At 40.2% G+C, this 14,092-nt stretch carries 13 protein-coding genes; 7 read left to right on the forward strand and 6 right to left on the reverse strand.

The genetic code is table 11. From position 1 onward, the window contains the following. Positions 1-2: 2 nt before the first annotated feature. Positions 3-437 (reverse strand): ATP-binding protein, encoded by a 435-nt coding sequence (locus L641_RS0116755; protein WP_013464982.1) that lies wholly within the window; start codon positions 435-437, stop codon positions 3-5. A gap of 291 nt (positions 438-728) precedes the next feature. Here L641_RS0116755 and asnS point away from each other — a divergent pair, with 291 nt between their 5' ends. Further along, complete coding sequence (asnS, locus tag L641_RS0116765) at positions 729-2,126, forward strand: asparagine--tRNA ligase (protein ID WP_013464983.1); 1,398 nt, start codon at positions 729-731, stop codon at positions 2,124-2,126. 57 nt (positions 2,127-2,183) lie between these two features. Here the strand turns inward: asnS and L641_RS0116770 are convergent, their stop codons facing one another. The 3 genes from L641_RS0116770 to L641_RS0116780 all read right to left on the reverse strand — a co-directional run bounded on the left by L641_RS0116770 (position 2,184) and on the right by L641_RS0116780 (position 5,126). Beyond that, positions 2,184-3,263 carry a heparan-alpha-glucosaminide N-acetyltransferase domain-containing protein gene (locus L641_RS0116770; RefSeq protein WP_024602543.1) on the reverse strand — a complete coding sequence of 360 codons (1,080 nt, stop codon included), beginning with the start codon at positions 3,261-3,263 and terminating at the stop codon, positions 2,184-2,186. Positions 3,264-3,449: 186 nt separating this feature from the next. Next, a complete protein-coding gene (locus L641_RS0116775) occupies positions 3,450-4,376 on the reverse strand; it encodes an FAD-binding protein (RefSeq protein WP_024602544.1) in 927 nt (308 codons plus the stop codon). After that, complete coding sequence (locus L641_RS0116780; protein WP_024602545.1) at positions 4,377-5,126, reverse strand: electron transfer flavoprotein subunit beta/FixA family protein; 750 nt, start codon at positions 5,124-5,126, stop codon at positions 4,377-4,379. Between the two features lie 219 nt (positions 5,127-5,345). Between L641_RS0116780 and L641_RS0116785 the strand changes: the two genes are divergently transcribed. From L641_RS0116785 to L641_RS0116805, 5 genes are all read left to right on the forward strand, one after another. Then, positions 5,346-6,992, forward strand: coding sequence for an electron transfer flavoprotein-ubiquinone oxidoreductase (locus tag L641_RS0116785; protein WP_024602546.1), 1,647 nt, complete (start codon positions 5,346-5,348; stop codon positions 6,990-6,992). A 101-nt stretch (positions 6,993-7,093) separates the two neighbouring features. Beyond that, positions 7,094-7,558 (forward strand): acyl-CoA thioesterase, encoded by a 465-nt coding sequence (locus tag L641_RS0116790; RefSeq protein ID WP_024602547.1) that lies wholly within the window; start codon positions 7,094-7,096, stop codon positions 7,556-7,558. Between the two features lie 249 nt (positions 7,559-7,807). Next, the gene (locus L641_RS0116795; protein WP_024602548.1) at positions 7,808-8,377 is read left to right on the forward strand and encodes an outer membrane beta-barrel protein; all 570 of its coding nucleotides are present in this window, start codon (positions 7,808-7,810) and stop codon (positions 8,375-8,377) included. 168 nt (positions 8,378-8,545) lie between these two features. Beyond that, positions 8,546-9,250 carry a tRNA (N6-threonylcarbamoyladenosine(37)-N6)-methyltransferase TrmO gene (gene tsaA, locus L641_RS0116800; RefSeq protein WP_024602549.1) on the forward strand — a complete coding sequence of 235 codons (705 nt, stop codon included), beginning with the start codon at positions 8,546-8,548 and terminating at the stop codon, positions 9,248-9,250. Positions 9,251-9,379: 129 nt separating this feature from the next. Further along, the gene (locus L641_RS0116805; RefSeq protein ID WP_024602550.1) at positions 9,380-11,104 is read left to right on the forward strand and encodes a proline--tRNA ligase; all 1,725 of its coding nucleotides are present in this window, start codon (positions 9,380-9,382) and stop codon (positions 11,102-11,104) included. A gap of 159 nt (positions 11,105-11,263) precedes the next feature. Here L641_RS0116805 and L641_RS0116810 read toward each other — a convergent pair whose 3' ends face one another. Together L641_RS0116810 and L641_RS0116815 are read right to left on the reverse strand one after the other, a co-directional pair. Beyond that, positions 11,264-12,472, reverse strand: coding sequence for an ABC transporter permease (locus L641_RS0116810; protein WP_024602551.1), 1,209 nt, complete (start codon positions 12,470-12,472; stop codon positions 11,264-11,266). After that, positions 12,465-13,331, reverse strand: a complete 867-nt coding sequence (locus tag L641_RS0116815) for an ATP-binding cassette domain-containing protein (protein WP_253944072.1) — start codon at positions 13,329-13,331, stop codon at positions 12,465-12,467. The genes L641_RS0116810 and L641_RS0116815 overlap by 8 nt, the downstream gene beginning before the upstream one ends. Between L641_RS0116815 and L641_RS0116820 the strand changes: the two genes are divergently transcribed. Then, positions 13,301-14,062, forward strand: coding sequence for an IS5 family transposase (locus L641_RS0116820; RefSeq protein ID WP_024600859.1), 762 nt, complete (start codon positions 13,301-13,303; stop codon positions 14,060-14,062). The two genes, L641_RS0116815 and L641_RS0116820, sit on opposite strands and share 31 nt — an antisense overlap. Positions 14,063-14,092: the final 30 nt, after the last annotated feature.

A 14,092-nucleotide genomic window follows, 5' to 3' on the forward strand; every position in this document is an offset into this window, starting at 1 on the left:
AATTACCACTCAAACATGTAGGCCATTTTACTAATGGTTTTAAGCGGTATGTTATGGCTGTTGCGCTTGGCATATAAGTGCTGCATTGATTTGTCTTTTACTTCACCAACAATCACTTCTTTTACTTGATACCCTAAAGCTATCGCTGCTTGCGAATAGGCAATGAATTCCCATTTTTTAATGTTAGTGTTATCAACAATAACCAGTTCAATACCTTGTGCTAACGCGTTAATAAAACGTGCTAGGTTTAGGTTGTGGTATTGCGATAATTTAAACTTATCAAAATGATACTCACCCTGCTCGTTTACAAAGTAATCATCTGTTGAGCAAATAAAATAATTGCTTTCATCTGCGCCCGATAATTCGTCAGCGAGATTTTGCGCATAATATGACTTACCACTGCCTGGCAGTCCTCGTAAAATAAAAACTTGTTTCATAGCATCCATTTTTTATTAATGGTAAACGTTAATTCGGTTTGATTACTAATAATGCCACAAATTGATGAATTTTCAGAGTAACAAATGGTAATAGTAGCCATTTAACACTAAAAACTGGTTAAAAAAACCGCGCTTGACTAAAAACTTTTAAAGAGTTGCCCACAACAGTTTTTTTATTTTACTTTACTAGGTATTATACAAGGTTCAAGTGCAGTGACCTCAAATGCTAAAAAGCATGAGTAACGCACAGTTAATTTATATAGTTAGGCAACTTATATCATTGGAGTGAAGATGAGCCATTTAGCGATTTCAGAGCTATTAAAAGGCAATGTTGCGGTAGACAGCCAAGTAACCATTAAAGGCTGGATCCGTACACGCCGCGATTCAAAAGCAGGAATATCATTTTTAGCCGTTCATGACGGTTCGTGTTTTGATCCTATTCAAGCGGTAGTTCCTAATTCACTGAATAATTATGATGAAGTTACAAGCTTAACAGCAGGCTGTTCTGTGTCGGTTACCGGTGTATTAGTACAATCAGCAGGACAAGGGCAATCTTTCGAAATTCAAGCTAACTCAGTGACTGTGTTAGGTTGGGTTGAAAATCCAGACACTTACCCAATGTCGGCTAAGCGCCACAGCATTGAGTATTTACGTGAGCACGCTCACCTTCGCCCGCGCACCAATATGATTGGCGCAGTAACGCGTGTACGTAACTGTTTAGCGCAAGCGATTCATCGTTTTTACCATGAGCAAGGTTTTTACTGGATCAGCACACCAATCATCACAGCCAGTGACTGTGAAGGCGCAGGTGAAATGTTTCGCGTATCAACCCTTGATATGCAAAACCTGCCAATGACAGATAAAGGCGAAATTGATTACAGCGAAGACTTTTTTGGTAAAGAAGCATTCCTAACGGTATCTGGCCAGCTAAACGGTGAAACATATGCGTCAGCTATGTCTAAAATTTACACCTTTGGTCCTACGTTCCGTGCAGAGAATTCAAATACATCTCGCCACTTAGCTGAATTTTGGATGGTAGAGCCAGAAGTTGCGTTTGCTGATTTAGAAGATATCGCAAAATTGGCTGAAAACATGCTTAAGTACGTGTTTAAAGCGGTATTAGAAGAACGCCGTGACGACATGGAGTTTTTTGCTCAACGTATCGAAAAAACAGCCATTAGCCGTTTAGAAGAATTTGTTGAAAAAGACTTCGCACAAGTTGATTACACAGACGCTGTAGAAATTCTAAAAGCATGTGGCAAGAAATTTGAGTACGCTGTTGAATGGGGTGTAGATTTACAGTCTGAGCACGAGCGTTACCTAGCAGAAGAACACTTTAAAGCACCGGTTGTTATTAAAAACTACCCGCGCGATATTAAAGCATTTTACATGCGTCAAAACGAAGACGGCAAAACTGTTGCGGCTATGGACGTAGTAGCACCTGGCATTGGTGAGATCATTGGTGGTTCACAACGTGAAGAGCGTCTTGATGTATTAGATGCACGCCTTGACGAAATGGGCTTAAACAAAGAAGACTACAGCTGGTACCGCGACCTACGTAAATACGGTAGCGTGCCACACTCTGGCTTTGGTTTAGGGTTTGAGCGCTTAGTTGCTTATGTTACCGGTATGGGTAACGTACGTGATGTAATTGCATTCCCTCGTACTAAAGGCAGCGCAACGTACTAAGCCACGCTTTGTAACGTTAAATAAAAAAACCAACCTACGGGTTGGTTTTTTATTGTCCTAAATCTTTATAAATATCTTTCGCTTATAAAGCATATTTGAAATTAACCAAAAGCCAATAACATGTAATAAAGCAAAGGTGAACGATGCCAATTTAGTGCTCATAACTAAAGCGAGTTGCTGATACATCCAATCCCCCAAGTTTAGCTCGCCAATATTAACCAGTGAATAGCTCAGTACCCACACACCCGATAACACATAAATAAACAACGGATTCGAGCCATACACAATTAATGGATTAACAAGACGTTCGGGTTTTACTATGTCGCAAAGCCACACAAAAAAGGCCAGTACAATACAGGCAATCCCTGAGGTGTAAATAACGAAGGTACTGGTCCAAAGCGATTTATTAATTGGCATAATCAGCGAGCCTAATTGCCCTAAAGCGATACCAACAACCCCAATGACCAACAAACGCTTAATACTTGTCCATTGACTGCTAGAGCTGGTAAGTAAACGGGTAACCTCAAAGCCAAATAAAACACTTACTACACTTGGTAAGGTGCTCAAAAGCCCTTCTGGATCAAACGCTAATCCTTTACCTTGCCACAAATGCGATTCACCTAATACCGCTATATCAACCGATCTAACCAGGTTGTTCTCTAGTGTATAGGCATTATTAGAACCAACACTTAAAAGCAGTAACCAATATGCAATTAAAATAACAACCGATAAGCTGATCACCCCTCGCCTGTTGAGTAACAATACACAGATAGACGCTAAAATATAGGCAATGCCTATTCGCTGTAATACGCCCAGTATTCTTAAGTTTTCAATGCTCGTGGTAAAGGGATAAATATTTAACGCTAAGCCAATAGCAAAAATAATTGCTCCTCGTTTTATCAGCCGTAACACTTGGCTTGCATTAGCTGTGCTGTTGGTTTTTTTAAATGAAAAAAACATCGCAGAGCCAATAATAAACATGAAAAACGGAAAAATTACATCCGTTGGTGTACACCCATGCCAATCGGCATGAAGTAAAGGTGCATACACGTGGGACCACGAACCCGGTGTATTTACCAGTATCATTAATGCGTTGGTTAACCCCCGCATAGCATCAAGCGCTTTATACCTTGTCATTTTGGCTCCTATTTAATAATTTGTATGACTACAAATGACAACGCTGTCACTTTGTTATAAAAAAAAGCCAAGCGCAAGTAATTTAGATAAGTGGCGTTATTGAATTAAAAAAGCCGCAGAATCAAGAATGAAACGGCGGCTTTAAATCAGAATATTTAACTTTATTAATGCTGTGGTTATTAAACTTTATAAAGCCTGCTCAAGCTCGGGTAATACATCAAATAAATCAGCAACTAAACCGTAATCAGCCACTTGGAAAATAGGCGCATCTGGGTCTTTATTTATGGCCACAATAATTTTTGAGTCTTTCATGCCTGCTAAATGCTGAATTGCACCACTAATACCCACGGCTATGTATAAATTAGGCGCTACAATTTTACCTGTTTGACCTACTTGCATGTCGTTAGGGACAAAGCCTGCATCAACCGCTGCACGCGAAGCGCCAATTGCAGCTCCCAGTTTATCGGCAATGCCATTTAATAATGCAAAGTTTTCACCATTTTGCATACCTCGACCACCTGAAATAACTACATCAGCTGCAGTGAGCTCTGGGCGTTCAGATTCAGTTTGTTCAACACTAACAAAACTACTTAACTGTGAATCAGAGACCGTATCTAAGGTTGTGACATTAGCTGGTGCTTGTTCGCCTTGTAAATCAAAGCTACTTGCACGCACTGTGATCACTTTTTTACTATCGAGTGATTTAACCGTTGCTATGGCATTTCCCGCATAGATTGGGCGTTTAAACGTGTCTGCGTCAATAACATCAATAATTTCTGAAATTTGTGCAACATCTAATAATGCGGCAACACGCGGCATAAAGTTTTTACCTGTCGTTGTGGCACTTGCCACGATATGGCTGTAACTGTCAGCTAGTGATAACACTAGATCTGTCATACTTTCAGCAAGTTGATGTTCGTACACCGCGTTATCTGCAAGTAATACATTTGTAACACCCTCAATGCTCGCAAGTGACTCACTCACGGCACCTAAGTTTATGCCGGCTAACAATACATCGACATCAAAGCCTAATTTTTTAGCGGCGTTAATGGTTTTTGAGGTTTCTGGTTTTAAGGCACCGTTATCGTGCTCTGCAATTACAAGAGTTTTCATTTAAATCACCTTTGCCTCTGTTTTAAGTTTTTCTACAAGCTGTGCAACGTCTTCAACAATAATGCCGCCGCTGCGTTTTGCTGGTTCTTCTACACGAACGACTTCAATACGCGGTGTTAAATCGACACCTAGCGAATCAGCCGCAATAACTTCTAGCGGTTTACGTTTAGCTTTCATAATATTAGGTAGCGACGCATAACGTGGCTCGTTTAAACGTAAATCGGTGGTTACAATCGCTGGTAAATTAAGTGCAACAGTTTGCAAACCGCCATCAACTTCGCGGGTTACATTCACTTTGCCATTTTCAATAACCACTTTTGAAGCAAATGTACCTTGGCCGCGATTAGTTAGTGCAGCGAGCATTTGACCTGTTTGATTATTATCAGAGTCGATAGATTGCTTGCCTAAAATAACCAGCTCAGGAGATTCTTGCTCAACCACTTTCGCAAGTAACTTTGCAATATGTAGAGATTCTAGGTTTTGCTCGGTTTCAACATGAATCGCTTTATCAGCGCCAAGGGCAAGTGCTGTGCGTAATTGTTCTTGCGATGCTTTAGCGCCAATAGTAACAACAACCACTTCGCTTGCAGTACCGGCTTCTTTTAAACGAATCGCTTCTTCTACCGCTATTTCACAAAATGGGTTCATTGCCATTTTTACGTTGCTTAAATCAACACCGCTGTTATCAGGTTTAACGCGAGCTTTTACGTTGTAATCAATCACTCTTTTTATTGGTACGAGAACTTTCATAGGGACTCCATAATTATTTAAACCTATAAGCTAACGTATACGTCAACCTATTTATTTTATGAAATCAGACTACTTCCTGTTGACGTAAACGTCAACCTAAAATAACCTTAAACTATTCACAACCTGTAACGTTTAATTTGCATCACAAAATAACAGGTTGCTTAGCTTACTTATTGCCTATAGGGCAAGAGTGAGTCCGTCATAGATAAAGAGGTTATTATGATTGAACGCGAAACCATGGAATTTGATGTTGTTGTTGTAGGGGCAGGCCCTGCTGGGCTTTCAACAGCAATTAAACTCGCGCAGCAAGCACAAGAAAAACAACAAGAGTGTATGATTTGTGTGGTTGAAAAAGGCTCTGAAGTGGGCGCGCATGTATTATCGGGTGCTGTTTTTGAAACCAAAGCATTGGATGAGCTACTGCCAAACTGGCAAGAATTGGGCGCGCCTGTTACGACTAAAGTCCAAAGCGATGAAATTTATTGGTTTAATAACGAACAAAAAGCAACCTCTATCCCTCATTTTGCAACCCCTAACACATTTCATAATAACGGTAACTACATTGTTTCTATGGGGAATGTATGTCGTTGGCTTGCTGAGCAAGCAGAAAACTTGGGCGTTGAAATATTTCCAGGCTTTAGTGCTCATTCACTTATTATTGAAGATGATGTTGTTAAAGGCATTATTACCGGTGATATGGGGCTGGATAAAAACGGCGATGAAAAAGACGGTTACATGCCGGGTATGGAGTTACGTGCTAAATACACGGTATTTGCTGAGGGCTGTCGCGGCCATTTAGGTAAGCAACTGATCAATCAGTTTGCTTTAGACGATGAAAGCTCGCCACAGCATTACGGTTTAGGCTTTAAAGAAATTTGGCAAGTGAATGAATCTAAACACCAGCTTGGTAAAGTAGTTCACGGAACCGGTTGGCCATTGAGTGGCGATACTGGCGGTGGTGCTTTTATGTATCATAGCGAAAACAACCAAGTGGTGGTTGGTTTAATTGTTGATTTAAATTATTCAAATCCACATTTAAGCCCATTTGATGAGTTTCAGCGCTTAAAACACCACCCGGTATTTAAAAACACCCTTGAAGGGGGTGAGCGTATTGCTTATGGTGCGCGCGCCATTGCCAAAGGCGGTTTACACTCTTTGCCTAAAATGCATTTCCCGGGTGGCTTGTTAGTGGGCTGTGATGCAGGCACGCTTAATTTTGCAAAAATTAAAGGTAATCATACGGCTATGAAGTCAGGCATGATAGCCGCTGAGGTCATTTTTAATGCGCTACAAAACGATTTAGCTAACACGGATTTAACCCAGTACACCGCTGAGTTTAAAAAGTCATGGGCGTATAAAGAGCTGTATCAATCTCGTAACTTTGGCCCTGCAATGCATACATTAGGTAAATTTGCAGGCGGTGCATACAACACCCTTGATCAAAACATATTTAAGGGTGCCCTACCGTTTAGTTTTAAAGATAACGTACCCGATCACGCCACTTTAAAAGACGCTGATCAAGCTGAAAAAATTGCCTATCCAAAGCCTGATGGCAAACTCAGCTTTGATAAGCTTTCTTCGGTATTTTTATCAAATACTAATCATGAAGAATCGCAGCCGTGTCATTTAAAACTCAAAGATGCATCAATTCCGATTAAGGTAAATTTAGTTAAATTTGATGAACCTGCACAGCGATACTGCCCTGCCGGCGTTTATGAAGTACAAGAAGTCGAAGGCGAGCAAGCCTTTGTGATCAATGCACAAAACTGTGTGCATTGTAAAACCTGTGATATTAAAGATCCGAGCCAAAATATCACCTGGGTCACCCCTGAAGGTGCTGGCGGTCCTAACTACCCCAATATGTAACAACCTTTCTAAAGAAATTATAAACTTATCCTAAATTGCAGGGGCTTCGGCCCCTTTTTTGCGCTATGCTGTTAAGTAATATGAATAAATGAGAGTGTGTTATGGCGTCGTCGAGTGTAATTTTTCGTTTTTTAGCAGAGCCTACCGATGTAAATTTTGGTGGTAAGGTGCATGGTGGTGTGGTCATGAAGTGGATTGACCAAGCAGGCTATGCCTGTGCTGCAGGTTGGAGCGGTCATTACTGCGTAACCGTATCGGTTGCGGGCGTTAAGTTTAGCCGTCCTATTTTGGTTGGCCAAATTGTTGAAGTGGAAGCCAAAATTGCACACACCGGTAAAACCAGTATGCAAATTTTCATACAAGTACGCTGTGGCGACCCTAAAACCCAAAACTTAGTTGAAACTAATCATTGTGTAATAAGTTTTGTTGCTATGGATGAGACGGGTTACCCTGTTGCCGTTCCTGAATTCACATCTGTTACTGACGAAGATAAAAAGCTAGAAAATTACGCCATTAAAATGAAACAAATAGCGATAGAAACAGAAAACTTACTTTATCAAGTCTAATTCGGTACCTTTTGCAGGTATGTATAAACTACAACAAGCTGTAAATTCTACAATTTTTATTTTTTACAAATTAACAGTACGCTTAACAGTTGAATGTTTTGCGTACTAAAACCACCAAAAAAGTTCAATAAACATACTTCAAGGGCAAATATTAAACAAAAAAATTATTGGCATGTTCACTGCAATAAGTAAATCGACGTTTGATGAATCTATCGAACATTAGATATTATTTTTTAAAGGAGCTATACAATGATTAAAACACTTTCTCTTTCTGCACTTGCTTTAGCAACACTGGGTTTTAATTCAGCAGCACAGGCTGATGTTACCGACATGGACTCTCCACGTATTTATACGGGTATCGGTTACGGCCAATATTCATTTCAATTTGAAGATAGCGAAAACGACACCGATTTCGATGACGACGCGCAAATGTTAAAAGGTTATATCGGTACTCAATTTAATGAACATTTAAGTCTTGAGCTTGCCTATCAAAATTTTGATGAAGTGAGTGACATAGGCAGTAAAGCAGAAATTGATGGGGTATCACTGGCAGCGCGTTTTGCAGCGCCAATCACTGAAGATTTTTCTGTTTATGCAAAAGGCGGTTGGTTTGAATGGGATGCTGATTTAACTCAAGAACTACCAGTAGGCAGCGTTAGCGTATCACAAGACGGTGGTGACGTATTTTATGGTGCAGGTATTGAATATGCTTTCACAACCAATATGCAAGTGCGTTTAGAGTATGAGCGTTACGAATTAGATGATGATATTGATCCAGAAATGGACGTTGCGTCAGTATCATTCCAATACATGTTTTAATAATAGCTTGATTATTAAAACGTTAGGTAAGGCTATTTGTAGCCTTGCCTTTTTTATTTCACATTTAAACCTGTTAGTCTAAAAATAAAATACTCTCCAAATTAAGCTAATGCCAGCAACGTTAATAAAAGGTAGAATAACGCTCTATTTTTTCTATAACCGAGCATTATGAGCGATTATCAAATTTCGGCTATTGGCCATATCCAATCACCGTATAAACAAAAATTTGCCATTCCTAGACAACCTCGATTAGTGCCAGAAGCAAAAGCTAAACTAATTTTTGCTCCAGATTTTAATCGTGAAGAATTTGTTCGTGGTTTAGATGAATTTAGTCACATTTGGCTGTTATTTCGTTTTCATGAAACCGCGGATAAAGGCTATTCAGCAATGGTGCGCCCGCCGCGCCTTGGTGGTAATGAACGTAAAGGCGTTTTTGCTACCCGCGCCACATTCAGACCTAACGCTATAGGGATGAGTGCTGTTAAGTTAGAGGGAATTGAATACAAAAATGGTCAGTTAGCGTTATTGCTCGCCGGTATTGATTTACTTGATGGTACACCTATTATTGATATTAAGCCTTATTTGCCCTATTCAGACGCTTTACCTGATGCCAGTGCAGGCTTTGCCGACACGCGCCCAGAAACTCACATGAGTGTCGAATTTAGTGAGCAAGCTTTGGAATTTATAAATAAACAAAGCCACTATCCTGAGCTACAAGCGTTTATCAGCAATGTGCTAAAACAAGATCCTCGCCCAGCGTATAAAAAGCAAAAACAAGGCATGCAAAGTTATGGTATGAATTTGTATGAATACAACATTACCTGGCAAGTGACTGACTCTCATCATCTGGTTACTCATATAGAGCCCAGTTAAACTAACTTTAAAACCCTGCTATGGCTATAAAATGCGATAAAAAATCACTTAGCGCTTTAGTGTCAATGCATCCGCTGGTAAACTGAGCGCCTTAATTAAAAGAACATATTACTCTATTTCGGAAAAAACATGCGTACTAGTCAATATATACTCGCTACACTTAAAGAAACGCCATCAGATGCGGAAATTGTATCGCATCAATTAATGCTTAGAGCCGGAATGATCCGTCGCGTCGCTTCGGGTTTATACACTTGGCTACCCTCTGGTTTACGTGTGCTTAGAAAAGTAGAAAACATTGTACGCGAAGAAATGGATAAAGCAGGCGCAATTGAAATGCTAATGCCAGTAATTCAACCGGCTGACTTATGGGAAGAATCGGGCCGCTGGAGTGAGTTTGGTCCCGAGCTTATGCGCTTTACCGATCGTCACAATCGTGAATTTGCTATGGGTCCTACCCATGAAGAAGTGATCACCGATTTTGTCCGCAAAGAAATTAACAGCTACAAGCAACTGCCTATTACTTTGTACCAAGTACAAACTAAAGTACGTGACGAACGTCGTCCGCGCTTTGGTGTTATGCGTGCTCGTGAATTTACTATGAAAGATGCCTACTCATTCCATTTAACCGATGAATGTTTAGATGCAACTTATCAAGTTATGCACAAAGCCTACTGTAATATTTTTGAACGTTTAGGCCTTGATTTCCGCCCTGTTATTGCTGATACCGGCTCTATAGGCGGTAGTGTATCGCATGAGTTTCACGTACTTGCTGAATCTGGCGAAGACGCTATTGCCTTTAGTGATGCCAGTGACTACGCCGCTAATATTGAAAAAGCTGAAGCGCTAGCGCCAACTGAATCCCGCCCTGAAGCAAGCAAAGAGCTAAAAGCATTCCCAACGCCTGATGCTAAAACAATTAATGAGCTGAAAAAACACTATGGTGTAAAACCACATCGCGGTGTTAAAACACTGATTGTTTATGGCGCCCCTGATGAAGACGGAAAACGTGGCTTAGTTGCACTAGTACTGCGTGGCGATCACGAGCTTAATGAACTTAAAGCTGAAAAACACCCACTGGTTGCTGCACCATTAGAAATGGCAACCGAGGCAGATATTGTGGCTGCCATTGGCGCAAAACCGGGTTCATTAGGCCCTGTTGGCTTAAACATGCCAATTATTGTTGATAGAACAGCGAATGTAATGGCTGATTTTGTAGCTGGTGCCAACAAAGACGATGAGCACTTTAGTGGTATTAACTGGGATCGCGACGTAACAGACTATGAAGTTGCTGATATCCGTAATATTGTTGAGGGCGATCCTAGCCCGTGTGGTCAAGGCACGTTGCAAATTAAGCGCGGTATTGAAGTTGGTCATATTTTCCAACTAGGTACTAAGTACTCAGAAGCAATGAAAGCAGGTGTATTAAGCGAATCGGGTAAAAACCAAACAATGACTATGGGTTGTTATGGTATTGGTGTATCGCGCGTAGTTGCCGCTGCCATTGAACAAAATAATGACCAATACGGTATTACCTGGCCTAAAGCCATCGCCCCTTTCGATTTAGCAATTGTGCCAATGAATATGCATAAATCGCATCGTATCCCTGATATTGCTAATAATCTATATCAAGGTTTGAAAGATGCAGGTTTAGATGTGCTATTTGATGACCGTAAAGAGCGCCCTGGTGTTATGTTTAACGACATGGAATTACTCGGTGTACCTTACACGCTTGTAATTGGTGAGCGTAACCTTGATGAAAACAAGGTAGAACTTAAAAACCGCCGCACTGGTGAAAAGCTAATGATAGATATTGATAGCGCGATTGAAGCAATCAAAAATCAATTTAATGCATAAGCTTAAAATTAATTAAAAAACCGCTGTATGATTTTTTCATACAGCGGTTTTTTATTAATTCCTGTAAGCCAAGCTCGATTTTTAAGTACTCATTTCAGCACTAAAACCTAATAATAATTAATAAAAAAGGTCGCTCTGCGACCTTTTTATACTTATGAATTATCTAAACAACACATCTTCACGGTTAAACCATTTCACACAAAATGCCAGTAGTGCCCCAGCGATGAGTGCTGTTGCTAGGAATATCAATCCCACCAGCGTGTAATCAACAGTGCCTTTAACAATTTCTTTAATCGCTAAGGCGACGTTAGTTACCGGAATAAACGCCGTTTTAGAAGTCAGTTCCATGTTAGGCATTATTGAAATAATAATCGGGAAAAACACGACCATGCTTAATGGCGTCATGTAATTTTGCGCTTCTTTAAACGAGCGTGCATAGATTGATATTGCCAGAGCTAATGCAGAAAAGGTTGCTGCTATAGGCAATAATAATACAAAAATCATTAGTAAGTCTGTGATAGCCAATGTACTAAAAGCGGCTTTGATAAATTCAAGATCAGCAAAAGCCAGCGCTAAGGCTATCCAACACCCCATACTAATAACGGTTATCGTGGTTGATGCAATTGACGTAGTGAGTAGAGTAATGAATTTACCCAATACTAGCTCGGTACGAGTAATAGGTGTAAGTAATAAAGTTTCTAAGGTACCTCGTTCTTTTTCACCGGCCCCTAAATCAATAGCCGGATACGTTGCGCCTACCAGTACTAACGGAATAAGTAGATAAGGTAAAAACCCACCCACTTTTTCACCTAGGTTTTCGCGCTTATCGGCAGTGTCTACTTTAACTACATTAACTGGCTTTAAAATAGATTCTTGTGCGCTTTTATCTATACCAAAGCTCAATAATTTACTTTCTTGTAAAATATCGCTGTACTCTTTAGCAAGCTCTTTGACACGCTCAAATAAGAAGTTAATTGATTTTGAATCATTAAATACAACTTGCCATTCGCTTTGCTTTTGCTCATTTAATGTTTGCACTGCATCACTTGGCAGGTATATTCCCATGTCGATATCGCCGGCGTTTACACCAGCTTTTAGCTCCTCAATACTGTTGAAGGTTTTATCACCTTTATATAACTCAAAGCTTTTGTGATAAAACACTTTATCAGTAAATTCTGGTGCATAGTCGCCATTGATAATCACATAGGTATTTACTTTTTGTTCAGCATCAAGCGCAGCTTGCGAGGATATAAACGCAACCACAGCAAATAACAACGGGAAAACTACAATAGGAAATACCACCACGAACAATAAGGTTTTTTTATCGCGTAGTAGCTCGGTTAATTCCTTTTTAAATACTTCAAACATCATGTTTCTCCGTTAATATGTTCATAAACGCTTGATTTAATTCTTCACTGTTGCCTGCCTGTTTAAATTCAGCAAGCGTGCCATCAAAACAACTAACGCCTTCATTAATCACCGCAACGCGGTCACATAAAAGCGCAACTTCATCCAAATGATGCGTAGAAAAAATAACAGGAGTACCTTGTGCTTTTAAGCCTTTAATAAAGTTGATCACCGTTTGGGTGGTCATAATATCGAGGCCGGTAGTTGGCTCATCGAGAATAACAACGTCTGGATGATGTACCACAGCACGCGCAATGTTGGCTTTTTGCTTCATGCCGGTTGATAGGTTCTCAGCGCGTTTATCAATAAATTTATGCATATCAAGTAAGGTAAATAATTCTTCACAGCGTGCCTTAATAGCCTGCTTGCTCATGCCGTGCAGTTTTGCAAAGTACTCTATGTTTTCTTTTACCGTTAAACGACCATATAAACCAGTAGAGCCGGATAAAAAACCAATACACTTGCGCCCAATGAGTGGCTTTTTAATTATGTCATTTCCTGCAATAGTAATACTGCCATCATCAGGTTTTAAAGCGGTAGAGATCATTCTTAATGTTGTGGTTTTGCCCGCACCATTAGGCCCTAACAGCCCTAATACTTCGCCTTTTGCACAGCTAAAGCTGACATTTTTGACCGAGTGAAAATAATCTTTATCTTCACGGGGGTCTATATCATCTATTTTATTTTTTTTATGATCTTTAGGGCGTGTTGATCTTTGTGGTATGAAAAACAAACAGCATGAAGATAAGGTATAATTGAATTCGCCAGAAAACTTTACACCGAACCTACATGCCAAGATTAATGCTAACAGACGGGACATGGAATGTCTTATCAAAAGTAATGTACTTAAGTGGTCGAATTTATAATAAGCCCGACCATAGAAAAACGCTCGAAGGCATACTGTATAAGATGCGCACAGGTATTCCATGGCGAGATTTACCTTCTGATTTTGGCCGTTGGAGTGCTATCTACAGACGGTTTAATTTATGGTCCAAAAAAGGGATTTTGAATGAACTGTTTCGCGCATTATCTCGTGATGCGGACATGGATTGGGTCTTCATTGATGGCAGTATTGTCAGGGCTCATCAACATAGTTGCGGTGCAAGAACTGCTGACAATGAATCAATTGGAAAGAGCCGAGGTGGAAATTCTACGAAAATTCATCTTGCAGTCGATAGCGGAGGGTTGCCTGTTTATTATGAATTATCCTGTGGAAATACGCATGATATCGTCCATGCAGAGTCACTCGTAGCTAATTGCCCAACAAGTAATATGGTTGTCGCAGATAAAGGCTACGACAGTGAAAAACTGAGAGCGTTTGTTCGTGATAATAACGCTACACCCGTTATTCCACGTAAGGGCAACAGTTTAGTAGGCAATGAAGATATTGACTGGTGCATGTATAAATATCGGCACTTGGTTGAGAATGCATTTGGCCGTATTAAGCAATATAGAGGGATAGCCACGCGGTATGAAAAGCTTGAACGAAATTATCATTCAATGCTCGCTTTAGCATTTACTATGATGTGGCTACCAATGTGGGCTGATTGATATATGTACTACAAAGATCAACAGCCCCTA

It is taken from the genome of Pseudoalteromonas sp. TB41 (assembly GCF_000497975.1).
Taxonomy (GTDB): domain Bacteria; phylum Pseudomonadota; class Gammaproteobacteria; order Enterobacterales; family Alteromonadaceae; genus Pseudoalteromonas; species Pseudoalteromonas tetraodonis.

What these genes read in the sequence shown, in the direction of transcription:
- L641_RS0116755 (WP_013464982.1), bottom strand. Translation starts at nt 437, where the DNA reads ATGAAACAAGTTTTTATTTTACGAGGACTGCCAGGCAGTGGTAAGTCA.
- asnS (WP_013464983.1), top strand. Translation starts at nt 729, where the DNA reads ATGAGCCATTTAGCGATTTCAGAGCTATTAAAAGGCAATGTTGCGGTA.
- L641_RS0116770 (WP_024602543.1), bottom strand. Translation starts at nt 3,263, where the DNA reads ATGACAAGGTATAAAGCGCTTGATGCTATGCGGGGGTTAACCAACGCA.
- L641_RS0116775 (WP_024602544.1), bottom strand. Translation starts at nt 4,376, where the DNA reads ATGAAAACTCTTGTAATTGCAGAGCACGATAACGGTGCCTTAAAACCA.
- L641_RS0116780 (WP_024602545.1), bottom strand. Translation starts at nt 5,126, where the DNA reads ATGAAAGTTCTCGTACCAATAAAAAGAGTGATTGATTACAACGTAAAA.
- L641_RS0116785 (WP_024602546.1), top strand. Translation starts at nt 5,346, where the DNA reads ATGATTGAACGCGAAACCATGGAATTTGATGTTGTTGTTGTAGGGGCA.
- L641_RS0116790 (WP_024602547.1), top strand. Translation starts at nt 7,094, where the DNA reads ATGGCGTCGTCGAGTGTAATTTTTCGTTTTTTAGCAGAGCCTACCGAT.
- L641_RS0116795 (WP_024602548.1), top strand. Translation starts at nt 7,808, where the DNA reads ATGATTAAAACACTTTCTCTTTCTGCACTTGCTTTAGCAACACTGGGT.
- tsaA (WP_024602549.1), top strand. Translation starts at nt 8,546, where the DNA reads ATGAGCGATTATCAAATTTCGGCTATTGGCCATATCCAATCACCGTAT.
- L641_RS0116805 (WP_024602550.1), top strand. Translation starts at nt 9,380, where the DNA reads ATGCGTACTAGTCAATATATACTCGCTACACTTAAAGAAACGCCATCA.
- L641_RS0116810 (WP_024602551.1), bottom strand. Translation starts at nt 12,472, where the DNA reads ATGTTTGAAGTATTTAAAAAGGAATTAACCGAGCTACTACGCGATAAA.
- L641_RS0116820 (WP_024600859.1), top strand. Translation starts at nt 13,301, where the DNA reads ATGCCAAGATTAATGCTAACAGACGGGACATGGAATGTCTTATCAAAA.
- L641_RS0116815 (WP_253944072.1), bottom strand. Translation starts at nt 13,331, where the DNA reads ATGTCCCGTCTGTTAGCATTAATCTTGGCATGTAGGTTCGGTGTAAAG.